Below are 25,422 nucleotides of genomic sequence, written 5' to 3' on the forward strand. Positions count from 1 at the left end.
TTATGGGGAACAATATGCTAACAGATTTTTTAACTGATTTTAATACTGCGAAACCAAGGAGTAGCTTAATACCAGCGGGTACCATAGCAAAAGTATTGGTTAAAATTTGTCCTGGAGGCTATGAACCAAATGGCTTACTGACGAAAAGTAAAAATACTGGCAGCATTTACTTAAATCTCGAATTTACTGTGGTAGAAGGACCATACTCAAAACGTAAGATCTATCAAATCTTTGGTATTCAAGGGAGTAAACTCAACGAAAATGGAGAAGATGTCTGGGGAGAAATGGGTCGTTCGATGATTAGGAGTATTTTGGAGTCAGCTCGCAATATCTATCCTCATGATGATCGAGAAGAAGCAAATCTTGCCCGTAAAATTAAATCTATTTCGGAACTAAATGGCCTGGAATGTTTAGTTAAGATTGGCACAGAAACTAGTGGATATGGTGAAAAAAATAAGATTATCTCAGTGATTACTCCAGAATATGGTAGTTACGCGAGTTTTATGAAGGCAACAGTTAATTGGAATTAAAAAATTTAAAAGTAAAAAAAATAGTAAATATGGGGGATATATGGATTTTTGGAGTATTACAGAAAACTTTTTGTGGAAAGATTCTGAAGATGTTTTAGGAATTAGATCACTGCTACTTCATAATATTAAAGCATGCATTTCTCATCTTTTTCCTAATGGCAAATTCTATAAAAAGAAGTTTTGTATTGCTGATCTACAAAAGGACCAAATCGTAGTCGACATGAAGGCAGGAAATTGGTCTAGCCTAGTTACCGGTAAAAGTGGAGATATCATCAGTCTTTGGGCATTTGTTACTGGTAAAACTAAACTTTTTGACGTTATTGGCTTAATATCAAAATGGCTCAATGCTGAAAGATTCATTTACCGTGATGAAAACGGCAAAGACATTATTTATGTCTATCTTTATAATGATAACAGTTGTTATGCTTGGAATACTAAAACGCGCAGTAGTAATTCAAAGCCACTTTTCAACATTCCTGAAATCATAAAATCAGACAGAGTAGTTATAGTAAAAGGCGAAAAATGTGCTGAAAAATTAACAAATCATGGTATCACAGCAACAACAGTAATGTTTGACTCAATTGATCAGACAGACTTTTCACCTCTTAATGGAAAGCAGATCATCATTTGGCCAGACAATAATGAAGTAGGTAAGCAGTATGCTGAAAAAATAGCTAATAAGCTGAGTAACCTAAAGTGCTCTATTCTCAACATTCCAGAAGGTAAAAAGAGTGGATGGAGTGCTCTTGATGCTATTGCAGAAGAAATAGATATAAACCGGCTGTTAATATCAGCCAATCCAGTAGTTAAAGAAAACATCTCAGCTTTTTCTGTAAAGCAGTATTTAAACGATAAGTCACCAATACCAAAAGATATAATTTCCCCAAGAATCTTAATACCAGGTGGATTATTAGTATTTGGTGGTACTCCTAAAGTGGGAAAAACTGATTTTTTGATTTCTTGGCTCGCTAATATGTCAGCAGGTGTTCCATTTTTTGATATGGTACCAGTAAAACCTCTAAAAATCTTTTATCTACAAACTGATGTTGGCTATCACTATATGCGTGAGAGACTACAACAACTTAAGATTGACAGCAAACTTTTGAACTTAGTTGTCAATAACTTTGCTATTACATCTGATACTAATTTACTACTTGACGAGAGTAAAGTTTATAATACCGTGAAACAATTTTTCAACCCAGCAGAGGTAGATGTTATCGTTATTGACTCTTTACGCAATGTCTTTAACTATAAAAATGAAAATGACAACAATGTTATGTATTCCTTTTTGCAGGAAAAAGTCGAAAAGTTACGTTCTACAATTAATCCAAGTGCAGGAGTTATCTTAACTCACAATGTTAATAAAAAGCTTCCTAAGGAAAATCCTTTTCAAAGTTTAAGTGGTGCAAGCAGTTTAAGAAATGTTTATACTTCTGGTATGCTCATGTTAAAACCAATCGAAGAGGAAAATATTCGCCAGTTAATGTTTGAGTCAAAAAATGGTCAGTCCTTGCCAACAAAGTTTATCAGTAAGGTTAATGGCAGTTGGTATTCACAAGTTTGCGGTATTTAGTATGCAAAAGAATAGGGTTTAAAGAAGAAGGTTTTTCGGAGTTTGGTGTAATGAATGAACCAGATACATTTGTGTGTTTAACTGAGAATAAGGAAATACAAGAGGCGAAGCAGAAATTTACCTTTTTAACATAAGAGTAAAGGGATTAAGACGATAACCGTGTTCTTTACAAGTTAATTCTGGCCAACCAATGGTTTGAATAACATCATCACGTTTAATGTTTAATCCCAATTGATTGGCTAGTTTTTCTTTTATCGTTCTTTGCATTTTATTCAGAGGATATCTTATTTGTTGTTCTAAATCTGTGATTTCTGAATGAAAAGTTAAACGGTCTGCTATTTTTTCAATGCTAAGGGGTATATGTTTCTCTAACGGTACATCATTTTCAAAATCATTAAGGAATTGTTTGAATAAAACACGAAAAATACTAACACATAATGTAGCTCGTTTATTTACTACTTTAATATCATTAATATAAACCACACCATGCGAAAACTTTAGTTGTAGAACCTTTTTTGGTAATTTAGGTTTAACTTCCTTTAGTGAAATAATGGGAAAGATTTGCGTAGAAACATTAGCAATTAACTCTGGTATAGCTGCTTCAAGAATTATTTCATGTAAACTCTTATTCTCACAAAAAAGATCAGACATTTTTACGATAGGCAAAACAAGTGGCAAGTTTGGTACATTTTCTCTTACGGTAATAAGGGTAGTGGGCTGAATTCTAAGTTTATCTATGGTGAAATGTACTGCATCAGTGCAAAGGTCGAGAATAATTAGGCTTACGATGCTACCTTGGCTACTTACGTGGTAAACTCCTTCTGTTGCTTTTTGCCAGATGAACTTTGAGTTGTTCAATAGACTCTCAAACCAATGTGCAATTTTTTCTAGGTTAAGATTGGTTGATAGTAGGTGAAATCGTTGCTTTTGATGAGTGTTGGGTAAAATATAGCGACAACAATCTTCACAAAGCATGTCATCACACTCTTCATCAAAATCTGGACTAATAGGAATTTCATTATTACAATCTGGGTAAAATACGTGAGGCCAATCTAGATGATCTTCTTCGCGAGAGCAAATAACAAAATCAACTTCTTTTAATTTAATAAAACCAAGGCCAGACAACCACAATGCAGTTTCTAAATAAGCTTTACTAGGATCAATCCAGGAGTCATGAGATCTCAGAATATCTGCAACAGCTTGCTTTTGGGAGAATTGTAAGTCCATAGGTCTCTTTCATTAATGATTTAAAATCTTCTCGCCCGTTTTTATTGAGTATGTGCTCTGAGTAATAAATAGTAGTATAATGTTGATTCCTTTTAAAGAACAGAGTCACTTTCTTCTCTTGAAATACAATACGAATAGATTCAACAAGTGAATTATCTTGCTCGATTGTTAGTTTTAGCATTTGTAATTCCCGAACAATTGAGTTAACTGGATTGGTGACTACAACTAAGTACGTGTCTTTCTTGAGCTGAGTCGAACGAAACTTTACCTCAAATAGACAAATATTAGGATCAGTACCTTCTATGGAAGATTTCAAGAATGTTGCAACAAGAAGTGTACAATTCTGGTCTTTCATGTCGATAAATAAGCATTCACATTCAAAATAATTACTTACGATACTATTTGCTATTTTTAGGCTTTCATTAAAATTCTTAGCACACAGATTTACTTGATTACCATGAAGTGAAAAATCTAGAATAATCCAACTTGGTCTATATCCATGGATAATACGATTTGAATTGAAGAGTAGGTCCTTATCGCTAGCTCGACGTATAAACACATATATACGATTTTGGTGATAGAAAAACCCTTGTAGTTGAGTTTCAAAGCCATCATCTTTTTCAGCATCGTATTCTTGTAGTAATCGGTGAGTAACTTCTTTTGATATAAAGTTTTTAAATGGAGTTTTCATCTGCCTTGGAGAGTTCTGTAAAGTAAAAGATGAAAATCCTCTCTTTTGTACTTTATCAAAGTGGTAAACACATTTGATTAATTCTGGGTCACTATGGAATAAAACAAAAATTAAGGATTTTTTATCATGTTTGTTATTTTTACATAGAAAGTTTGTGATCAACTCTTCAGTCAAAACAGACCTTGCTACTTCAACAACAGCAGACTCAAGTTTAGAATGGTTGAAGTGGCTAAGTAGATAATAGTTGAACAAAGAGTCTGAGCAACCTATAAGAATTTTGCGTTGTTCTTGAACTGAAATATCGTCATGTTTCTGAAATTCAAACAATTGGCCATTTTGCTTATGTATAAAGGAATACTGAAAAATAACATTTAGTTGTCTACCTGAAAGAGAATTAAGCCAATTTTTACGTATTTCTTCATTTTGAAAGCTAGTCAGCCAATGATCTACTGGCATTTCCAAACTACTCTCCCAGAATTCTCTACTAGGATAAAGATTAACCATATATTATGTGTAATATAATACGCTACATTTAACATAATTCAAAAACTAGTCAACGGTAAAAATTATAACAAAGATTTAAGAAAACAAATCGATAAAAATATTTTTCTTTCACTTAAACATACAACAATGAAAAATGTATATATTAAGTAATAGGTCTGCGTAAAAAGGGAAATGTCAATACTCACAGAGTCAGGAAGAGCAGCAATAGCAGCCAGCATAAAAGAGCAACCTCTACATCTTGCCTGGAGCAGTGGTGATGCAAATTGGGAAAGTAGCCATCAGGTCGAAAAAGTTTTTGTTGAGGGTGAAATAGCCCTAGATCACCATCCCATTAAAGACGTAAAAGTTTTTATCGGACAAACAACTTATCAGCCAAGTGTTGACTATACAGTTGATAGTAGTACTGGTCTAATAAAACGTACGGAAAATAGCTCTATTCCAGTAAGTGATAAAGTTACTGTACAGCATACTGAAAGCACACCACCTGAACCTATAAATTCTATAAAGCTCTTGAATGAACTTGGCAGACGTACTGCAGATGAAGTGCTATTCTGCACAGGTGATGAAAATGGCGAACTTATAACTCCTTCTGGAAGGTTTAGGCCCTTAAATGTACCAACTAATAACTTGTACCTTAAATTTACTTTCGATTTCACGGACGCAGCAAATCAAGTTATACGGGAATTAGGGGTTATGGTTGGTACTAAAATAAAAGAAGGATTACCTGAAGGACAGAGATATTTCGAGCCAAAAGACGTGGAAAATCCTGGAATTTTATTAGTTTTAGAACATACCGTACCACTTATCAGAACATCTGCAACTCGGGAAACTTTTTCATTTGTTGTAACTTTTTGAAACAAAATGACCTTAAATAGTTATTATAACCGCTTTAATCCTGACAAAGAGTACGAAAAAAGTTTGTTCCTTGCAGGAAGAGGTCTACAGTCTGCAGAATTAAATGAGACTCAGGAGTATGCTCTTTCTAAGCTTAAAGGCATAGGTGATGCAATATTTCGTGATGGTGATGTTATAACGGGAAGCAATTGTATTATAGATAGAGAAACTGGTAAAGTTACACTTGAAGGAGGAAAAATCTATCTGCGTGGTGCAGTTAGAAAAGTCGAAAAAGAAGAGTTTGTTGTTCCTCTTAATACTATAGTTCGTATCGGTGTTTATTACGTAGAATCTACGATTACAGAACTTGAGGATGAAAATCTTCGTGATCCTGCAGTTGGTACAAGAAACTATCAGGAAGTAGGAGCTGCAAGGCTTAAAGTTTCCACCATTTGGGGTTATCAAGCAGAAGGTCTTTCTCCACGTTTTTCTGAAGGAGAGTTTTATCCAATCTATAACATTGAAAATGGAGTATTAATAGAACATTCACCACCTCCACAAGCAAACATAGTAACTACTGCTCTTGCTCGTTATGACAAAGAAGCAAATGGTTCCTACGTCGTAAATGGTCTTGAAGTAATGTTCCTGCAAAAGGAAGAGGGGGAAGGAGGAAAAAAAATATTTGTAATTAATGAGGGCAAAGCTCATGTTGATGGCTATGAGATTGAACTTCCTCACAGTATTCGTGTTTCTTTTGATGAAGATCCGGATATAAAATCAGTTGAATCAGAACCACATACTTTTCAGCCAAATAGCCAAAGAGTAATGGAACTTAAAGTTAATGATTTTCCAATAAGTGAAATTAAAAAAGTAGATATAACTGTTCAGAAAACTATTACTGTTACTCACGGTTCATATTCTGGAGCTATTGATCCGATACCTGACTCTGCAGTACTTGAGATTATTCAAGTTAAACAAGGCAATGTTATTTATGAAAATAGTATAGATTACAAATTAAACGCAGGAAACGTTGATTGGTCATTACCAGGAAAAGAACCAGCACCTGGAAGTAGTTACCTGATAACCTATCGCTGTCGCACTCATGTAAGTCCTGAAGATATAAGTGAAGAGGGGTGTAAAGTAAAAGGAGCAGTTGATAATAGTCTGGTTTTGATTGATTATACCTGGAAAATGCCCCGCTTTGATTTAATTACTATCGATAGCAAAGGAGTAGTAAGAAGAATAAAAGGAATTTCTCACCCTTGGCGACCATCGATGCCTAAAGCACCTAGCGGACAACTTCTGCTTTGCTATATTCATCAGACGTGGAAAAAAGGCGAAGGGGTAAAAATAGTGAATAATGCTATTCATGCTGTACCGATGAATGAGCTTGAAGCAATGAAAAAAGGAATAAATGATCTTTATGCTCTTGTTGCACAGGAACGTCTACGCAGTGATGCAAATTCAAGAGAACCTACCACCAAAAAAGGAGTATTTGTTGACCCATTCTTTGATGATGATATGCGTGATCAAGGAATTTCGCAGCTTGCAGCAATAGTAAATAGAGAGCTAGTTCTGCCAATAGATGTAGAAGTTGCAGATATTGAAAAAGGTGGGGAAAGATATCTTTTGCCATATGAACTTGAACCGGTACTGGAGCAGCTTTTACAGACTAAAGGAGAAAAGATCAATCCATATCAAGCTTTTGATCCAGTCCCGGCGCAAATTACTCTAAATAAAAACATTGACCACTGGACAGAGGTTACCACGAATTGGAAAAGTCCAGTAACAAGAGTATTTAATGTTAAAGAAACGACAGAGCTGCTGTCAAGTACTTCATACGAAACTGAATTTATGAGAGAAGCAACTCAAAATTTTGAGATTGAAGGTTTTGCAACTGGTGAAAAGCTTAAGAAATTAAAGTTTGATGGAATTTTTATTCAACCTCAAGCATAGAAAATATTTGAAAGAAAAACATGATCGCAACATTTATTGCTGATAACAGAGGAAAAATAAAAGGAAGATTTACTGTACCAAGAAACATTCCTGCTGGGACTAAGTTAGTGCAGTTCTTCGGTGATAAAGGCAGTTATGGAGAAGCAACTTATACTGGTAAAAAAACTATTACCATAGAGGAAAGAAGAAGAGTTATCGCAGCAAGAAGAGTTGATCCTTTAGCGCAAACATTTACGCTAAATGAGAGCAGACACATAGGAGGCGTGGAGCTATGGTTTATAAATAAAGGCAAAAAACGTGTTGTTGTGCAGATTAGAGAAACAGCAGTGGGAATGCCATCGCAGACTGTTATTGCTGAAAGCTATATTGAGCCGAAAGATATAAAAGTAGATGGCACAGCAACACGTATAGAATGGTCGCCAGTGTTTTGCCATGCAGGAGAGGAGCATGCAATAGTACTGCTTACTGATGATCCTGGTACTGCAGTAAAGATAGCAGAACTTGGCAAATATGATGCAGTAAATAGCCGTTGGGTAACAAGTCAGCCATATCAAGTAGGAGTATTACTGTCGTCTAGCAATGCAAGTACGTGGACTCCACATCAAAATTTAGATTTAACGTTTCGATTACTAGCTGCAAAATTTAGCGAAAGTTCTCACGTTATTGATCTGGGCAAAGTTACTGCAAATAACGTATCAGATTTAATTGTTTTGACGAACGTCGAAAAAGTAGCATTTGATACCAATGTAGAATTTATCTTAACAAATGAAGAGGGAAGAGAAAACTTTTTGTCTGATAATTTGCCACTTGCACTGCGTGAAAGATTATCTGGAGAGCTAACGGTAAAAGCAAGCCTAAAAGGAGGGCGAGAAAAAAGTCCAGTTCTTTATCCTGGGTTACAGCTAGTTATGGGTAATATAGGGGAAAAAGGAGATTATGTTACAAGAAGCATTACAGCAGGAGCTAACACTAAGATTACCATAACATATGATGCGCTAATACCTGGCACTGCAGACGTAAAAGCATATGTGCAGAAAAGCGTCAAAGAATGGCAGCTAGTAAATTTAACCTCGGGAAAACCAATAGGGGAAAATTGGGTAGAGAGAACTCATGTGCTAACAAACTTTAATGGTAATGAGACAAGGATAAAATTAGTTTTAAGTGGAACAGTTGTCTATCGTCCTAAAGTCAAAAATTTGCGAGTGATTATTACTTAAATCAATGCCAAATGACCAAAGCAAACGAGGATATACACTACCACATCCAGAAAATATTGCTGTGCAGGATGTTGTTCGTATCCGTACCACAATTGAGAAAATAGATGAAGATATTACCGAAAGAGAAGATGAGCATAATCAACTTAAGAGTAATTTTGAGCGGTTTAATTTTGAGACTTTTTTAAATTTTTGGAAATGAAAGAAGCAATATACCAAAGGATAAAGGATTTAGCAGCAAACAGCACACCTGATCAACTGGCATATCTTGCAAAATCGCTGGAATTGATAGCAGATAAAAAAGCTATTGCTGACATTGTGCAGATGACTGAGGTAAAAGAGATAATTGATGCACTACAAAAGAGGCTTAAGGATTTAGCAGCAAACAGTACACCAGATCAATTAGCATATCTTGCTAAAGCATTGGAATCAATAGTCGACAAAAGTGCAGTTTCTGAAATTGTACAGATGACTGATGGTAAGCTAAAAGAACTTCTTGATAGTGCAAAAAAACACTTAACTGATCTGGATAATAAAAAAGCTAGTTCTTTAGCAGTGATCTCTGAATCAGAGAAGCAGTTATTAAAGAGAATTGATGAAAAAGGAACAACAAATTTATCGCTACTTGATACGAGAAAGAATGCCAGTATTGCAGCAATAAATAGTGTTGGCAATGATCATAAAGATGGTCTTAAGGGTTTAGTAGATAACTTTCGTGCTGTGAATGATGTGCCAAGTGGTTCGTCAATTATGAAAGAGATCAGGAGCAGAGAACCAACCAAGCTTAACTCCATAAATGATGTACCAAGTGGCTCATCAATCATGAAAGAAGTAAGAAAGCGTCACATGATTGAACCTGGAGCATTACCTTTCTTATTTGGTGTACTTGGCAGAAAAAATAATTATTTTGGCCACGGAACTTTTACGACAGAGCTTGGAAGGTGGAGTAGTGATATAACAAAAACCGACTATATGTTGCAATTACTAGCAGGTAGCCATACGTACAATACAGATTACGTTAGTTTTTATCGGCCAAGACAACTAAGTTTTATAGAGGGAAGTAAAGGAACATTTATTTACGGAGAGTTATGCACAAAAAGTTTTTCGGGTAGTTATGATGAGATATACTATTATCCGTATGCTGCACTTGGAGTAGTATTTGTAAAAAATACAACCAATGTGAACATAAATAAGACAATGGAATTTGTTGGATCATCGTATTCGAGTACGGAGTATGGGGGAGCAGGATTATTTGTGGGAACTCCTGATAACACTAATTCTAATAAATCAAGTATTTCAAAAATAGTATGGAAAAATGTTTACCAATACACGAGTTCTGATAGCAAGTTAGCCGGATCTGGTAATGTGGAGATTCCAGCAGGAAAAACAGTTGCAATATTACTTTACACATCATCTTATCTGTATTCCAGAACACAAGTTAGTCAAGGTATGCTTGCATCAAATTATGTACACAACTATGGTCAATTTATTCAGTGGGGGATTTATAACATACGTAGCAATTTTCTCACCACAGGGCTTGAGGTAGATGTGGAGAGAACGCTAAAAGCTTGGCAATGTCCAGGATTAGAACGAACTGATCAAATATGGCAATGAGGAGGAATTTGTGACTATTTATATACGTTTTGAAAACCACAAGCAGATTGAAACAACAACACTTGAAAACAAGCCAACAGGAAATGATTGGTATGAAGCGCCAAAGAATTTTGATTGGCAAAAAAGTTATTGTTTAACAGAAGGAGGAGAAATTGCTCAGCGTACTAAAGAAGATATACAAAAGGAGTTACTGGATAATGCGAAGCTTTGTGCATTTGATAGTATGCGTTTCTATTATGATAATCATACTCACCAATATGCAGGTCATTCTCACCAAAAAGCTAAATCTTATGAGATTCAAGCGGAAGCCGCAAAAAGCATTCTAGCAGCACCAGAATCTATGAATAAAAAGGATAAAGAAATTATAGAACCTTTAGCAAAAGTCCGTGGTATTACGGTTATTGAAATGGCAAGAATAATTGAGGAAAAAGTGAAAAAAGCAGTAAAAGCAATAATTAAATGTGAAGAGCTTGAAGATTTAGCCAAAAGAAAGATTGAAGAAGCTAAAAGTGAAAATGAGCTACAGACTTTGCTAGATGATTTCAGGAAAAAAATACAAAGAAATGGCTGAAGAATTTTTACATGGCGTAAATGTTATTGAGGTAACCTCAGGAGCAAAGACAGTACGTACAGCTAAATCATCAGTGATAGGTGTAATTGGTACTGCACCTGATGCTGACGAGCAAAAATTTCCACTGAGTAGTCCAGTATTAATAGCGGGAAGCTTAAAAGAAGCAGCAAAGCTTGGGAAAAAAGGAACTTTGCCTTCTGCAGTAAATGGAATATTTTCTCAAGTTGGTGCAACAGTAGTAGTTATTCGAGTTGAAGAAAGTGAAAACAGCGATTCAAAGCTCAAAGAAAGTGAAACTATTCAAAGTATAATCGGTGGAGTTGATAAAGAGACTGGAGAGTATCAAGGGATAGAGGCATTCCTCAGCAGTGAAAGTATAATTCATGTTGCTCCAAGAATATTAATTGCACCTCAATTTACTCATCAATTGCCTGAATCTGAAAATCCTAAAAACCCAGTAGTAGCAGCTTTGATAGGAGTAGCAGAAAAGCTGAGAAGCATAATAGTAGCAGATGGTCCAAATACCAATGATGAAGAAGCAATAAAGTGGAGAAAAAGTGTAGGCAGCTCAAGAGTTTACGTGGTTGACCCATGGGTTAAGGTATTTGAAGGGGAAGAAAGGCCAGCAAGTCCATTTGTAGCTGGTTTAATAGCTAAGATAGACAGCGAGCAAGGCTTCTGGCACTCACCTTCAAATAAAGAAATAAACGGTATTGTTGGAACAAGCAGGCCTATTGATTTTACGCTCGGTAATACAAATTGCAGAGCAAACCACTTAAATGAAAATGAAGTAACAACGATAATTCATCAAAACGGCTATAGGCTTTGGGGAAATAGAACATGTTCAAATGACTCAAAATGGGCTTTTCTGTCAGTGAGAAGGACTGCAGATTTAATCAACGATAGTTTACTTCGAGCTCATCTATGGGCAGTTGATCGCAATATCACCAAAACTTATATAGATGATGTGATTGAGGGGGTGAATTCTTATTTGGCCAATTTAAAAGCGCAAGGAGCTATTATCAGTGGAAAATGTTATGCAACACCAGAGCTCAATACACCGGCAAGCATTGCAAGCGGGAAAGTGTATTTTGACTTCGAGTTTACACCACCATATCCGGCAGAACAGATTACTTTCAGGTCACATCTTGTGAGTGGTACAATATTATAAAAATGGGAGAAAGAGATGTTACCGAAGATTTTAAAGAATTTTAATGTATTCGTAGATGGTCGGGGTTATGCAGGAAAAATTGATGAGATAACGCTACCAAAGCTTACCATAAAAACAGAAGAGTACCGTGCTGGTGGTATGGATATTCCAGTAAATATTGATATGGGCATGGAAAAGATTGAAGCAGATTTCACTTTTTCTGAATACGATACAGAGCTCTTTCGGCTATTTGGTCTAATAAATGGGAATTCAGTAGCTTTGACGCTCCGTGGTGGAATGCAAGGGAGTGGTAGTAACGATATTGAAGGTGTAGTAATCAATCTCAGGGGAATATTCAAAGAATTTGACTTTGGTAGCTGGAAACCTGCTGAAAAAGCCACTCTAAAATGCACTGTAGCTGCTCATTATTATAAACTTACGATAGGTGGCAATGAGCTGATAGAGATCGATGCTGAAAATATGATTAGAAAGATAAATGGTGTTGATCAGATGGCCTTGCTACAAACGATTCTAGGGATCTAATATGGTTGACAAAATTACATAAAAATGTTAAAATATAAGAAGTTGTAGGTATATAGTTAATATGGATTCTAAAGCTCATACAAATTCCATAGAGCAGCTAACTGGTTTACTTGTTAGTGTAGCACAATCTCAAGACAAGTCCGTTTTAAAGTTATTAACTGAATTAATGGAAGAAGAAATCGAAGATATGGAATTATCTAAGATTGCTGACGAACGCTATAAAGAAAAGAGGGTTAAACATCAAGATGCCTTCTGGGATTAAGCCTTACAATATAGACTATTCAGAATCTGTTATAAAGAAAGACATTCCGGCTCTTCCAGCAAAAGTAAAGTTAATGATTAAGAAGGCAATAATGGAGCGTCTAACAGTTGATCCAATTGGACTTGGAAAGCCATTAAAGCACAACTTAAGTGGGCAACGTAGTCTACGGGTGAGTACCTATCGTATACTTTATTATATAGATGTACCAGAACATACAGTAGTTATTACTTCAATTGAACACAGAAAAGATTCTTATCAAAGCTAATCCTATTTATAGCACCATACAAAGAAATTAGTTATGTAAAAGCCGATATAGACTTTTATTTAATTAACTTTTTAAGGAGGAACATGCAAGCTATAACACTTAATAACCCAATAACAGTTGATGGAATTTCTGTCTCAGAACTTACTGTTAGACGTCCAAAAGTTAGAGACTATCTTGCAATTGAACGCTTAAATGGTAGTGACCTTAGTAAAGAAGTAACTTTGACTGCTAATTTGACATCAGTTGCAAAAGAAGCAATTGAAGAGTTAGATATTGCTGATTATGTGAAAATTCAAGAGGTATTAAAGGATTTTTTTTCACCGATTATCCAAAAAACTTGAGATTAGAAGTATTAATGTTCAGCTCTGTTGTAGGAGGCGGGGTTGAACAAATACTTGATATGGAGATTAATGAATTTATCTTATGGCATAAAGCAGCGAGGAAGGTACAATGTCAACATTATCTATAAAAATCGGAGCAGTTTTAGATGGCAGTTTTAATACTGTAATAAAGGGAAGTAGTAGTCAACTCTCTAATCTTGGTGAGAATATAAGAAAGCTTGATTCATCTTTAAAGTCAGTATCAAAGTTTAAACAGTTAGGTCATGATGTTTTGACCAGCAGGAGGTCGTGGAAGGGCTTTGAAGATCAAGTAAAATCTTTAGCTAAACAAATGAAAGCGGTGGAGAAACCAAGCAAAACTTTAAAAGCAGAGTTTGACAAGGCCAAAACCTCCGCAACAAAAGCAAAAGAAGCATATTTGAAAAAGAGAGATGCTTTACATTCATTTAATGAAGAAGTAAGAAAAAGTGGAAGAAATATTAAGTCATTAGTAAGTGACCAATATAAACTTGGCTCGTCCATTGAAGCGCTGAAAGGCAAGTATGGTAAGCTTGGGTCTGCAATACGTAGTCACCAAAGTTTTTTAGCAAGTAAGGCACATTTTAAGTCACAAATTATAGAGACTATTGGACTAGGTCTTTCGCTTGCAGCTCCGATCAAGGTTGCGATTGATTTTGAAAGTGCTATGGCTGATGTAAAAAAAGTAGTAAAATTTGTGCAAAATGACACTAAAGATGAAGCATCAAAGTTTGCTAAAGAATTAAAGAAATTATCTCGTGAAATACCCTTGTCAGCTGCAGAATTAGCACAAATAGCTGCAAGTGGTGGTCAACTTGGTATTGACAAAGATGATCTTATGAAGTTTACAACAGTAGTTGCTAAAATGACCACAGCGTTTGACATGTCTTCAGAAGAAGCTGGTAATGCTATTGCGAAAATATCCAATGTCTATGGAATTAAAGTTGATGGTATGGAAAATGTAGGTAACATAATAAACCATCTTTCAGATAATACTGCTGCCAAAGCTAAGGAAATGGTTCTTACACTGAATAGAATTGGTGGTAATGCTAAACAGTTTGGTTTAGAAATTGATCAAGCAAGTAGCTTAGCAAGTGCGTTCATAAGCTTAGGTAAACAACCTGAAAAAGCAGCAACTGCTATAAATAACTTTCTTAGTAAACTACAGACTGCAAGAGAGCAAAGTCCTGAATTTCATGATGCATTAGATGAGATGGGAACAAGTATAGAAGAGCTTGAACAAACCATTAAAAAAAATCCTCAAGAGGCAATATTACAATTTCTTGAAACTTTAAAAGAAATAGATGATCAAGAGCGTGCCGGTATTCTTATGAATCTATTTGGTGCTGGGTTTCAAGATGACATTGCTCTTTTAGTAGGAAGCTTAGACATTTACAAGAAAGCTATTGAACATTTAGCTGATAAAGAAAAATATAACGCTTCAATGCAGGACGAATTTAACAATCGGGCAAATACTACAGCTAATAAATTACAATTACTTAAAAATGCAGTATTTGAAGCTGGAATGAATCTAGGGTCAGTAATGTTACCTACTTTAAATTATGTAGCTGGAAGTTTGAAAACAATAACAGAGCGTATAGCTTCTTTTGCAGAAAAACATCCAACTTTAACTACGGCAATCATGAGTACTTTAGCAGCTTTGATAAGTTTAAAAATTGCAGCAGTAGGACTAGGATACGGATTTACATTGCTAGGAAGTACGATTTTTGGTCTGAAAGCAAACCTACTTGGAGTATTTTCATTTTTATCAGCTACAGTTTTTCCTGCAGTAGTAACAGGACTAAGAGCAATAACGTTTGCTGTAATGAGTAACCCGATTGGACTTTTAGTAGCAAGTCTTGTCACTGGTGCAGCTCTTGTTATCACTAACTGGCAAAAAGTGAAAGACTTTTTCTCTAGCTTTTGGAAATCACTCATTAAACCTATAGGAGAAACCTTTTCATGGATGGGAAATACAGTTAGTAGCATATTTGCTGAGAATAGCCCGATTAGAAAATTTGAAAATAATAGAAATTCTGTTAATAAGCTTTCTAAAAATAGTATTTTCAGTAATGGAAACCCATTGACAAATAATAGTGCTATTAAACAATTTTCAGAAAATAGCAAAAGCAATTTTGAAAGTTTTAAAGTTAAAAGTGTTATAGAAGAAAAAAGAGCTATGGAGCAAGAAGAAGTTGAGAAAGCATTCAAGAAAAGTAGATGTGAAAATAGGGAATCGAAAGTATATAACCAAGCATTCTATCAAACGTTTAATATCAATATTAAGTCTGAAGATGTGCGCAGCGTTGCTGATGCAGTAATAGAAAGATTTAGAGAACAAGCACGTGGAGCACTTTTTGATATAGTTGAAGAGTTGCATTAATGTTGTTTGGAAAATGTAAGCTTGAACCAACAAGCCTAAGATACAGTAAAGAAGAAAGGTGGTATACAATTGAATGTATTGAAAAAACGTCGCTACAAAACATTGGTTCAGGAATTGAATGTATTGATTTAACAGGAGTGATTTATTCACGTTATCAGAGTAATGGCTTAGAACAGCTAAAAAATATACGTAACACTCAAGAACCACACGTTCTAGTTGATAATTCAGGAAGTGTATTTGGAAATTTTGTCATTACTAATGTAGAAGAAAAGCAGATATTATTTTTTCCTGATGGAAAACCGAGAAAAGTTGAGTTTATTTTGAAGTTAAAAAGTTACAGTAAGTGATTTATTATTACACGAAAGAAAACGAAATGTTGGATTACATTTGCTGGAAACATTATGGATACAGTAGTGGAGCAGTGGAGGAAGTATTGCTTGAAAATCCAGGCCTTGCAGAATACGCAAGCTTTTTGCCCGCTGGATTAAGAATTAAGCTTCCTAAAATCCAGAAAATATCGAAAGAATCTGTCATAAATATTTTAGATGAATGACGCCAGACTTTGATATAGTAGCAAAAAATAACCCAGTAACAGAGGTTTTAAAAAAGAGTTTAATATTATTACGTGTTACTGATGGATCCGGTACTACAAGTGACGAAGCTGAGATATATATTAGTTATAACTCTAGCGCTTTAGAACTTAAGGGTAATTTACAAATTTTTCTCGGATACAAAGAAACAGGTTTATTGCCTATGGGAGTATATAAGGCAAATCAAATTACAATACAAAGTCCACCGCAAACTTTAAGAATAAAATGTGATGCTGCAAGTTTAAGAGGATCATTAAAGGAAAGAAAATCAAAGGAATGGAAGGACATTACCTTAGGAGATTTAATTAAAGAAATAGCACAAAAGCATGGGTATGAAGGTAAAGTCGCTGAAAGATTTGAAAATATATTTATACCACATATCATTCAAGCAGATGAAAGCGACATGAGTTTTTTGGAAGGGTTAGGGAAAAAATATGATGCACTAGTAAAACCAGCAGGAGGATATATAATTTTTATTCCAAAGGGAGAAGCAAGATCAGCAACTGGAAAGATGTTAGGCACAACAGTACTTACACCTAAAGATGTTATAAATTGGGAGGTAAATTTTAATGTGCGTAACAAATATGGATCTGTTATTGCAAAATGGCACAGTTATGAAAAGGGAGAAACTATAGAAGAGAAAGTGGGAAATGAGGGTCCAAGTTATACCCTGCAAACGCTTTACTCTACCGCAGAATCAGCAATTAGTGCAGCAGCAGCTAAGTTAAGACAACTAAAACGTAGTACATCAAACTTAAATGTAACTGTTCCTGGTAATCCAGAATTATTTGCAGAAGCTAAGATCAGCCTTTCAGGATTTTGTCAGGAAATTGAAGGTGAATGGATAATTAGCAAGGCAGAACATATTCTCAATAATAGGGGATATCAAACTATAGTAGAGGCAACAGTGAGCAAAGCTGTTTAAGTGAAACTTAAGCAAATGATTATTTAATTCTAGATGGGTATAATTATTGCAGTACTACATGAGCAGAAATGTAAGAAGGCTTTTTCATAAAAATTCAATTATACGTCAAGGAGAATTTGATGGATTAATTTTTCTTATAGTGCTAACGGTGTGTATTGTGGTTATATATTTTTCCTTGTTTAAAAAAGGAGATGAGAGTTACAGCGCCACATTAGAAATCGCAGCTAAGAACTGTGACTTGGAAACTGTGAAATCCTTGATAAAAGATAATATAAGTATTGGTGAAAAATCATTACGTTATGTTGCAGGAGAAGGATGTTTAGAAATCGTAAGGTTTTTAGTAGAAGATGGTATTGATATTAATGCTACTAATAAATTTAAATGGACAGCGCTACATTCTGCTGCAGATCAAGGCTATTTAGAAATCGTTGAGTTTCTATTAGAAAAAGGAGCGAATCCTAACATAAAGGATAGCAATGGAAAAAGCCCTAGAAGAATAGCTGTAATGGCATCAAGGCACAACAAAGATAAACCTTACAGAGAAATAATAAAGCTACTTGCAGAAGCAGAGGATCGATACAAATCAATAGAAAGAAATCACTAAAGCTGTAAGTTTTCTATAATCTGTATATAAACTTCTAAAACTATCTATAACAAGTTAATATTTTCACATGAAAAAGCAAAAAATCCCAATCACAGTAATAGTAACGATGGTAATACAGACCATAGCAACAATTTGGTGGCTCGCTAAGCTTGATTTAAAAGTACAAATTCATGATCAATTTATAGAACGAAATCACGAACTAATGGAAACAGTTTATCGACTTGAAGAGAGAGTGAAAAACCTCACTGAAGAAGTCAATGAACTTGAAGCTATTCACAAACACAAATAAGAACTAAATTTTCAGTGACAAAGTACATTTTATCTGTAGATGGAGGTGGCATTAGAGGGATAATACCTGCCATTATTCTAGCAGAAATTGAATCTAGGACAAAAAAGCCAATTTCCCAGATTTTTGATTTAATGGCAGGAACCTCAACCGGTGGGATTATTGTTGCTGGACTTTGTAAAAGCAATAAACTTCAATACTCTGCCAATGATTTGGTTGAACTTTACCAAGAGTATGGAGCATATATCTTTCAATCATCATTTTGGAGAAAATCAATTGCTTCTTGGCTGAGTGGTTCTCAGTACTCATATAGAAATATGGAATTTATTCTCAACAAATACTTTGGTGAAAGTACTATGGCCGATGTTGCGAGTAATCTACTACTCACCAGTTATGACATTCACAATAGTTGTGAATTTTTCTTCAAAAGTTGGAAAGAAGAAAACATTAAGTTAAAAGATGCACTCAGAGCTACAACAGCTGCTCCAACGTACTTCACACCAAAACGTCTGAAAATTAGCCAAACAGAGAGAGTGTTGATAAATGGCGGAGTGTTTGCCAATAATCCAGCGGCTTGTGCATATGCAAGTGGTAAAAGGTTATTTCCAAATGATGAGATTATACTGCTATCAATAGGTACTGGTGGAACAAATAGAAGTATAAAGTATGCTAACTCAAGGAGATTTGGCAAAATAGGGTGGATCAAGCCACTACTGAATGTGATGTTTGCTTCTGGATTGGATTGCGTTGATTATCAACTAGAACAAGTAATAGATGATAAATACATAAGAATACAATCGCAATTGAAAGTAGCATCGACTGAGATGGACAATATTACACTCAAAAATATCAAATCTCTTCAGCAAGAGGCAAATGCAATGATAAAGGACAACCAGAAATTAATAGATAAACTTTGCGATTTCATATCTTAATTTATACCAAGCAAAATTCAACTGAGCCAAAAAAGTTGGTTAGCAAATTCTACTGGTTAAATCATTAACTAACTTTACTTATATCTTAAACACATTCAATTTTCACACTCACCCAACTCATCAGCAGTTAGGCCACTTGCTCGCACAATAATATCAATAGCAACACCTTCCTTAACTAGATCTTTTGCAATCTTGATTTTCTCTGCTTTTTTAACCTTTTCTTTACCAGTTTGCATTCCTTCAGATAAAGATCTGGCTACCGTATCCAGTAATTCTTGATCCTCAATTTTTTCGCATTTACCTATAAACCGCAAAACTGGCTCATTTTCATATTCTGTTAGTCCAAGAGCTTTAATGTTAACTGATAATGTCTTTGCTATCTTATATAATATTTCAATTGGAATGTCTGTATATCCTCGTTCATAGTCGTGTATTTCTTTAGGTGTTGAACCGATTTTATTTGCCAAGTCCTCCTGAGTGTATTCCCGTATTAATCTCTGCTCTTTTATCCTTTTCCCCACTTTGTAGAGTATAGAATCAGTACAAATTTCTTTCTCTATATCATCATATTCATAAGTAGATAAGCGAGTCACTTGGGAAATAATATCAACTGAAACTCCTTCTTTCACTAGATTCTTTGCTACTTCTATTTTCGCTTCTTCTTGGCTAATTTTCTCGCTAATATATACAAACCTTACTAATGGATACAGCTTCTTGCGTAATTCCTGATCCTTAATTTCTCTATGTATTTTTGTTAGATAGACTATTTCTTTATCCTCATCTTCATACCAACTGTTTTCTCTTAGTACTGTTGGTACTGGAAGTAGATCTATAACATTAACTGATAATGCTCCTGCTATTATATACGATTCTTTGATTGTAATAGCCTTGCACCCTAGTTCAAAGTTATGTATTTCCTTATATGTTAAACCAATTTTGCTTGCTAATTTTGCCTGAGTATACCCTTGTACTATCCTACAACCTTCTATTTTTTTCCCCAGCTCGTAGCTCAATATGCTCTGAATTATCATAGATAAATCCTCTAAAAGCTGTTTTTCCTACAGAAGCAAACATATATTCTATCACAAAAAAATCCACTATTGGCTAAGTTTTTATGAAATCACAAAAATTCCTCAATCATATAATTTGATAAGCCTGTCGTTTGCAAGATAATATCAACAGAAATTCCTTCTTTCACTAAATTCCTTGCAACTTCAATCTTCTTTTCCTCTCTGACCTTTTCTCTACAAACATGTATACCTTCAAATAAAGACTTGATTAGCATATCGCGTAATTCCCGACTCTCAATCTTTTTGTATTCTTCTATCAACTTTGATAGCTTTTCTTCCGCTTCACTATCCTCATCTGATTCGGGAAGTAGATCTATGATACTGATTGATAATACCTTTGCTATTTCATCTAACATTTCAAGTGAGACAGCAGCTCTCCCTTGTTCATACTCGTATATTCCTTGATTTGTTATGCCAACTTTATTCGCTAAATCTTTTTGTGTATATCCTCGTATCAATCTCCACTCTTTTATCCTTTGCCCTACTTTGTATGGAATGGGAATTTTGTTCTCCTCACACTCACCAATAGATAAGTTAGTTGTTCGAGAGATAACATGAGCAGAAACTCCTACTTTCATCAAACCCCTTGCTACTTCTATTTTTACCGCTTTTCTGCTTCTTTCCTCACTCAAACGAATAAATTTGGTTAATAAATAAAATACCTCGCTTAATTCTTTATCTTTATAACCCTTTACTAAATTTAATATTTCTTCATCTTCAAAATATCTTTTTTCATTTGGTAGCGTCTCTCCACAAACTAGACCTTTAACATTTACTGATAATGCTTCTGCTATAGCATATAATTTCTTAATTGGAATTTTACGACTCCCTTTTTCATATTGCAGTATTGCCCAGTACTTTACACCAACCTTCTCCGCTAAATCCTTCTGAGTATACCCTCTCTCTAACCTCCAATTTTTTACTTTTTGCCCTACCTCACAGTCTAGACTTTTTTCCATACAAAGAACCATACATATAATATTTTCTACTATAGCTCAAAGGCTCCAGATATAATGGTAGACTCTGGAACCTTAAAATAAATGAATTAAAGCCCCCTAAAAGTTTCTTTACTATTTTCACGTACTTTATCTACCCATGAAGACAATTTTTCACTTGGGCTATCAACCTCCTTCATAAGCTGCTTGCTATTCCATATGCCACATCTCATAAAACTTCCCTTTTCTACTGCTTCTTTAAGTTTTACTCCAGCAAAAAGACAATTTTTTCCTATTTCTTCGCCTCTTTCTTGTAATTTAGACCACATTTCCTTATTTTCTACTCTGACTTGTACTTGATCATATTTTTTTACATCGTGGTACAATATAATATCTAGCTTACCAATGCTTGTAGGAAATTCTAATATAATAGAGCTTCCATCTGACATATCGATATAGTTTCTTATACCTCCCTTCTCACTTTTAACCTCAACTGCATCATTGCCAATTTTTAAAATATTACTTCCTAAATCTCTCAGTATTTTGGCTACTTCTATCTTACTATTTTCAGAGAACTCTATATACGATGTTGTATTGTCTATCTCAATATCTATTAATTCTCCTTCTTGCACAGCACTTTCTCCAGCTTTCTCTAGTTCTTCTAGTCTCTCATCTATCTGTGGCTGAACTTCTGGTTGTAGCTCATTATAGATTTCACCTATCAATTTATTCTCCAATAAAGTATCATGAAACTCTGCACCGCTTAGCATTAATTTACGTATTAGCTTTTTACGATCAACCTTATCAAATTTATGAAAATGTGTACCTAATACTACATACTCTGCAAAACTCCATTCCCCGTCATCACATGCATTTATTCTTGCTCCAGCAGCTAGTGCTTCGTCTACAACCTTGTGCAGTTCATTTGGAATTTTTGCTCTTACCACAGCACTTTTAAGCCAGCTCAACTTTTCTGCACTTGGCTTTATTTTTTGCAAAGCTGAAGCAAATGGATTTAAATCTTCTGCTTGATCATTTAAAGGTTTTGTTCCATAAACATAGTCAAGGCTTTTCCCGTAGTTGATTTGAATGTTTCTGCTAGGGGAAGTCTCCCGATTTATCTCCTTCTGGCTATTAATTTTACTCACAAATTTAGACTGCTCTATATCAACGCTTTCAAGAGCACCAAATATTTTCTTGTGATTAACATTAGTCTTTTTATTCTGATCTTTACTAGTCATATAAACCTCATATTAAAAATACTTTTTAAGTGTACAATAAACTTTGTTATTATACATTATATTACTCATTATAAATTAATATGAGTAGATTTGCAAATACTTTCTGCTATAACAATCCGTTTTCTCTAAAGCTAAAATAACCCCCACTTGTAATGATAATATGATCAAATAATCTAACGCTTACAGTACTACATGCTGCTGCTAAGCTCTTTGTTACTTCTTGATCTTCTTCTGATGGTTCTAAACTTCCCCCAGGGTGGTTGTGTGACATTATTACTAATGTTGCATTCTTTATTAATGCTTTTCTTGTAATTTCCTTTATGTATACTGGTGCTTTTTCCATTTCACCAATATAGGATTCTTCTCCAATTAGTTGACGCCTTTTATTCAAGTACAGTATTTTTACACATTCCCTTTCTGAGTGGCCTATACTTACGTTTAAGTACTCTACTAGCCCTTGTAAGTCCATTATTGGCTCACTTTTGAGCTTTTCTCTCAGTACCCTTTCTAGTGTTTCCTTAACACACATAATCATTGCTACTGCAGAATCAGTTACTCCTTCTATAACTTTCAGGTCATCCATTTCTCTACCTAAAATCCTTCCTACTCCTGCATAAGTATTCACCAGATTTTTAGCAATTTCTTGAGCTTGCGGCCTTTCATGTACTGCACTTAAAAATGTTTCCATTATTTCACGATCAAGTAGTGCTTTGCCTTTGCTTTCTAATATTCTGAATTCTATTTCTTCTTTATTCTTATTATTATTCATATAATTTACCCTTCACTAACAACAAACTTTTTTTTAATATTTACTGCTTTATCAGCATTGGCATAGAGCCATAGCTTCCGAGTGAAGTCAAATCAATTTTTCAATCTTTTTTACTTATTTTTTCATCAAAAAGTAAAGATATTAATAGATACTGATTTTTTATTTTAAATTTGTTGAATTTCGTCTAAAGAGATGCCTACTGTTTTTAAAATAATATTGATAGAAATTCCTTCCTTAACTAAATCCTTTGCAATTTTCATCTTTTCTGCTCTTTTCACTTTCTCTTCGCAAATTTGTATGCTTTCAAACAGAGATTTCATTAGTGCATGACGTAGTTCTTGGCTTTCAATTTTTTTGTATTCTTCAATTAAATTAGGTACCACTTTATCATCTGCATCCTCTGTTAGTTCAAGTAGGTCCATGATATTAATCGATAACGCCTTTGCTATCTCATATAATCTTCCCAGTGGAACAGCAGTTCTTCCTTGTTCATAGTTGCTTATTTCATCACGTGTTGTACTCATTTTCTTTGCTAAATCCTTCTGAGTATATTCCCGCACTAGTCTCCATTCTTTTATCTTCTTTCCTATTTTGCAGTATATAGAACCTATTTTTTCTTCAACACATTCATCAGCAGAGAGGCCAATTGCTTGTGAAACAATATCAACAGAAATCCCTGCTTTAACCAGACCTTTTGCAATTTTTATTCTCTCTGTTTTTTTACTATTTTCTTCACCAACTTGGGCAAATTTTGCTAATAAGTAAAATATCTTACGCAATTCTTGATCATTAATCTTTTTATATTTCCTTACTAGATTTAATATTTTCTCTCCCTCATCTTCAAAACAGATTTTTTCATTTGATACAGGAATTAGGTCTACAATACCAATCGACAATATCTCTGCTATAGCATACAACTTTTCAATCGAAATTTTTCGTGTTCCTTTTTCATATTGTAGTACTATTTGATACGTTACGCCGATTTTTCCCGCTAAATCTTTTTGAGTATAACCCTTTGCTAACCTAAAACTTCTTACCTTCTTTCCTACTTCGTGATCTAAAGAATTAGTATAGCTAACGGTCATTCTTTTTCATAACCTGCCATTTTAAAAGTTTCAGATAGAAATTTTGCTAGCATATGTTACCTTTGTTGAGAACTAGTATATTAAATGCCTATACTATGACAAGCTAAGAAGTTCACACTTTAAATAGGTATCTTTGGAGGCTGCTAAATCATGAATCCATTTGTTGGCATTTTAATATACCTTATAGAAGAGTTGATAAAAAGATCTACAAAAGGGCGTCTAAGGTGCATACTAGGGTTATCTATGAAGGTAATTTTTCCCAACTCTTGAAATTTTGCTAACTTTAATAGGCTTTAGTATAAAAACGTTGAATATTTCTTCACAATTGTGTATAATGACCAATGCTTTTTATCTTACTTTCTCATGGCTCTTTCGAAGTTTCTTGACGCACGCAACGATTATGCATTTAAAAGAATATTTGGCACCGAGAAGAATAAAGATATCCTCATTCATTTCCTGAACGATATTTTAGGCTTTACTGGCTTAGCTGCTATTCACGATGTTGAATTCTTAGCTACCATTTTGGACCCTGAAATTGCCGCTAAAAAGCAGAGTATTGTCGATGTTCTTTGTAAAGACTCTCAAGGTTCAAGATACATCATAGAAATGCAGTTTACTAAGACCAAAGGCTTCGAAAAACGTGCTCAATATTATGCTGCTAAAGCCTACTCAAGTCAAGCTGATCAAGGTGATAATTATCATAATCTCAAGGAAATTATCTTCATAGCTGTTGCTGATTGTATTATTTTTCCAGATAAGGCTGAGTACAAATCTAATCATGTCATTTTAGATCAAAATAGCTTTGAACATGACTTAAAGGATTTTTACTTTGTATTCATAGAACTACCAAAATTTACAAAGACAAAAGAAGACCAATTAGAAAATATAGTAGAAAAATGGTGTTACTTTTTTCGCTATGCAGGAGAAACAAGGGAAGAGGATCTAGATAAGATAGTTGGTAGTGACGTAATAATAAAACGAGCTTATGAAGAAATGAATAAGTTTAATTGGTCAGAAGAAGAGTTACTAGCATATGAACAAATGAAAAAACGCATAATGGATGAGGTAGCTGCTTTAGCTCAAAAATTTGATGAGGGCCTTAAAGTAGGTCAAGAAAAAGGTAGACAAGAAGAAAAAATTGAAGTAGCAAAAAACTCACTCAAGGCCGGTGTATCTATTGATGTTATAGCTCAAATTACCGGTCTCTCTCATTCTGAAATTTCACAACTCAAAGAAAAAACATAATATCCCCCTACTTATATTCACTTCAACATTTATGAAAACCTTCTCTAAGTTAGATATATCCCCT

General features: G+C 34.5%; 28 protein-coding genes. 21 read left to right on the forward strand and 7 right to left on the reverse strand.

Annotated elements, in window-relative coordinates:
• Window positions 1-14: 14 nt before the first annotated feature.
• On the forward strand, window positions 15-530 hold the full coding sequence (locus OPR50_RS01255) for a hypothetical protein (RefSeq protein WP_026097204.1): 516 nt from the start codon (window positions 15-17) through the stop codon (window positions 528-530).
• Window positions 531-570: 40 nt separating this feature from the next.
• Window positions 571-2,103, forward strand: a complete 1,533-nt coding sequence (locus OPR50_RS01260) for an AAA family ATPase (RefSeq protein WP_246485265.1) — start codon at window positions 571-573, stop codon at window positions 2,101-2,103.
• Window positions 2,104-2,220: 117 nt separating this feature from the next.
• Here OPR50_RS01260 and OPR50_RS01265 read toward each other — a convergent pair whose 3' ends face one another.
• A complete protein-coding gene (locus tag OPR50_RS01265) occupies window positions 2,221-3,330 on the reverse strand; it encodes a hypothetical protein (protein WP_214303311.1) in 1,110 nt (369 codons plus the stop codon).
• The gene (locus OPR50_RS01270) at window positions 3,275-4,525 is read right to left on the reverse strand and encodes a hypothetical protein (RefSeq protein ID WP_265024155.1); all 1,251 of its coding nucleotides are present in this window, start codon (window positions 4,523-4,525) and stop codon (window positions 3,275-3,277) included. The genes OPR50_RS01265 and OPR50_RS01270 overlap by 56 nt, the downstream gene beginning before the upstream one ends.
• 171 nt (window positions 4,526-4,696) lie before the next feature.
• Between OPR50_RS01270 and OPR50_RS01275 the strand changes: the two genes are divergently transcribed.
• The 18 genes from OPR50_RS01275 (at window position 4,697) to OPR50_RS01360 (ending at window position 19,013) form a co-directional block, all read left to right on the forward strand.
• Window positions 4,697-5,380, forward strand: a complete 684-nt coding sequence (locus tag OPR50_RS01275; RefSeq protein ID WP_265024156.1) for a hypothetical protein — start codon at window positions 4,697-4,699, stop codon at window positions 5,378-5,380.
• A 6-nt stretch (window positions 5,381-5,386) separates the two neighbouring features.
• Complete coding sequence (locus OPR50_RS01280) at window positions 5,387-7,315, forward strand: DUF4815 domain-containing protein (RefSeq protein WP_265024157.1); 1,929 nt, start codon at window positions 5,387-5,389, stop codon at window positions 7,313-7,315.
• Window positions 7,316-7,335: 20 nt separating this feature from the next.
• Complete coding sequence (locus OPR50_RS01285; RefSeq protein WP_265024158.1) at window positions 7,336-8,532, forward strand: hypothetical protein; 1,197 nt, start codon at window positions 7,336-7,338, stop codon at window positions 8,530-8,532.
• A 4-nt stretch (window positions 8,533-8,536) separates the two neighbouring features.
• A complete protein-coding gene (locus tag OPR50_RS01290; protein WP_065094988.1) occupies window positions 8,537-8,731 on the forward strand; it encodes a hypothetical protein in 195 nt (64 codons plus the stop codon).
• Window positions 8,728-10,143, forward strand: coding sequence for a hypothetical protein (locus OPR50_RS01295; protein ID WP_265024107.1), 1,416 nt, complete (start codon window positions 8,728-8,730; stop codon window positions 10,141-10,143). Before OPR50_RS01290 ends, OPR50_RS01295 begins: the two co-directional genes overlap by 4 nt.
• A 10-nt stretch (window positions 10,144-10,153) precedes the next feature.
• Complete coding sequence (locus OPR50_RS01300) at window positions 10,154-10,714, forward strand: hypothetical protein (protein WP_265024108.1); 561 nt, start codon at window positions 10,154-10,156, stop codon at window positions 10,712-10,714.
• On the forward strand, window positions 10,707-11,885 hold the full coding sequence (locus tag OPR50_RS01305) for a phage tail sheath subtilisin-like domain-containing protein (RefSeq protein ID WP_265024307.1): 1,179 nt from the start codon (window positions 10,707-10,709) through the stop codon (window positions 11,883-11,885). Before OPR50_RS01300 ends, OPR50_RS01305 begins: the two co-directional genes overlap by 8 nt.
• 15 nt (window positions 11,886-11,900) lie before the next feature.
• Window positions 11,901-12,407 carry a phage major tail tube protein gene (locus OPR50_RS01310; protein WP_265024159.1) on the forward strand — a complete coding sequence of 169 codons (507 nt, stop codon included), beginning with the start codon at window positions 11,901-11,903 and terminating at the stop codon, window positions 12,405-12,407.
• A gap of 61 nt (window positions 12,408-12,468) precedes the next feature.
• Window positions 12,469-12,669: a hypothetical protein gene (locus OPR50_RS01315; protein ID WP_007303020.1), complete on the forward strand. Its 201-nt coding sequence runs from the start codon at window positions 12,469-12,471 to the stop codon at window positions 12,667-12,669.
• Window positions 12,653-12,934, forward strand: a complete 282-nt coding sequence (locus OPR50_RS01320; protein WP_010082215.1) for a type II toxin-antitoxin system RelE family toxin — start codon at window positions 12,653-12,655, stop codon at window positions 12,932-12,934. The genes OPR50_RS01315 and OPR50_RS01320 overlap by 17 nt, the downstream gene beginning before the upstream one ends.
• An 83-nt stretch (window positions 12,935-13,017) precedes the next feature.
• Window positions 13,018-13,275 carry a phage tail assembly protein gene (locus OPR50_RS01325; protein WP_010405430.1) on the forward strand — a complete coding sequence of 86 codons (258 nt, stop codon included), beginning with the start codon at window positions 13,018-13,020 and terminating at the stop codon, window positions 13,273-13,275.
• A 109-nt stretch (window positions 13,276-13,384) separates the two neighbouring features.
• Window positions 13,385-15,676: a phage tail tape measure protein gene (locus OPR50_RS01330; protein WP_214303301.1), complete on the forward strand. Its 2,292-nt coding sequence runs from the start codon at window positions 13,385-13,387 to the stop codon at window positions 15,674-15,676.
• Window positions 15,676-16,023 carry a phage tail protein gene (locus tag OPR50_RS01335; RefSeq protein ID WP_214303300.1) on the forward strand — a complete coding sequence of 116 codons (348 nt, stop codon included), beginning with the start codon at window positions 15,676-15,678 and terminating at the stop codon, window positions 16,021-16,023. The genes OPR50_RS01330 and OPR50_RS01335 overlap by 1 nt, the downstream gene beginning before the upstream one ends.
• Window positions 16,020-16,229 carry a tail protein X gene (locus OPR50_RS01340; protein ID WP_343327296.1) on the forward strand — a complete coding sequence of 70 codons (210 nt, stop codon included), beginning with the start codon at window positions 16,020-16,022 and terminating at the stop codon, window positions 16,227-16,229. The genes OPR50_RS01335 and OPR50_RS01340 overlap by 4 nt, the downstream gene beginning before the upstream one ends.
• Complete coding sequence (locus tag OPR50_RS01345; protein WP_264339203.1) at window positions 16,226-17,191, forward strand: phage late control D family protein; 966 nt, start codon at window positions 16,226-16,228, stop codon at window positions 17,189-17,191. The genes OPR50_RS01340 and OPR50_RS01345 overlap by 4 nt, the downstream gene beginning before the upstream one ends.
• Window positions 17,192-17,249: 58 nt before the next feature.
• Entirely contained in the window at window positions 17,250-17,795 is a 546-nt protein-coding gene (locus OPR50_RS01350) for an ankyrin repeat domain-containing protein (protein WP_214303457.1), read from the forward strand.
• A 67-nt stretch (window positions 17,796-17,862) separates the two neighbouring features.
• On the forward strand, window positions 17,863-18,084 hold the full coding sequence (locus OPR50_RS01355; protein ID WP_214303297.1) for a hypothetical protein: 222 nt from the start codon (window positions 17,863-17,865) through the stop codon (window positions 18,082-18,084).
• Between the two features lie 14 nt (window positions 18,085-18,098).
• Window positions 18,099-19,013: a patatin-like phospholipase family protein gene (locus tag OPR50_RS01360; protein ID WP_265024160.1), complete on the forward strand. Its 915-nt coding sequence runs from the start codon at window positions 18,099-18,101 to the stop codon at window positions 19,011-19,013.
• A 95-nt stretch (window positions 19,014-19,108) separates the two neighbouring features.
• Here the strand turns inward: OPR50_RS01360 and wmk (OPR50_RS01365) are convergent, their stop codons facing one another.
• From wmk (OPR50_RS01365) to wmk (OPR50_RS01385), 5 genes are all read right to left on the reverse strand, one after another.
• A complete protein-coding gene (gene wmk, locus OPR50_RS01365) occupies window positions 19,109-20,044 on the reverse strand; it encodes a WO male-killing family protein Wmk (RefSeq protein WP_264685731.1) in 936 nt (311 codons plus the stop codon).
• An 89-nt stretch (window positions 20,045-20,133) separates the two neighbouring features.
• Entirely contained in the window at window positions 20,134-21,042 is a 909-nt protein-coding gene (gene wmk, locus OPR50_RS01370; RefSeq protein ID WP_264374906.1) for a WO male-killing family protein Wmk, read from the reverse strand.
• Between the two features lie 86 nt (window positions 21,043-21,128).
• On the reverse strand, window positions 21,129-22,259 hold the full coding sequence (locus OPR50_RS01375) for a hypothetical protein (RefSeq protein ID WP_265024161.1): 1,131 nt from the start codon (window positions 22,257-22,259) through the stop codon (window positions 21,129-21,131).
• Between the two features lie 106 nt (window positions 22,260-22,365).
• A complete protein-coding gene (locus OPR50_RS01380) occupies window positions 22,366-23,028 on the reverse strand; it encodes a JAB domain-containing protein (protein WP_230609182.1) in 663 nt (220 codons plus the stop codon).
• A 164-nt stretch (window positions 23,029-23,192) separates the two neighbouring features.
• Window positions 23,193-24,113, reverse strand: a complete 921-nt coding sequence (gene wmk, locus OPR50_RS01385) for a WO male-killing family protein Wmk (RefSeq protein ID WP_264374816.1) — start codon at window positions 24,111-24,113, stop codon at window positions 23,193-23,195.
• Window positions 24,114-24,476: 363 nt separating this feature from the next.
• On the opposite strand from wmk (OPR50_RS01385), the gene OPR50_RS01390 reads away from it, so the two are divergent.
• Entirely contained in the window at window positions 24,477-25,358 is an 882-nt protein-coding gene (locus OPR50_RS01390; protein ID WP_264374817.1) for an Rpn family recombination-promoting nuclease/putative transposase, read from the forward strand.
• The last annotated feature ends 64 nt before the right edge of the window (window positions 25,359-25,422 follow it).

Source organism: Wolbachia endosymbiont (group A) of Epagoge grotiana, assembly GCF_947251775.1.
Lineage (GTDB): Bacteria > Pseudomonadota > Alphaproteobacteria > Rickettsiales > Anaplasmataceae > Wolbachia > Wolbachia pipientis.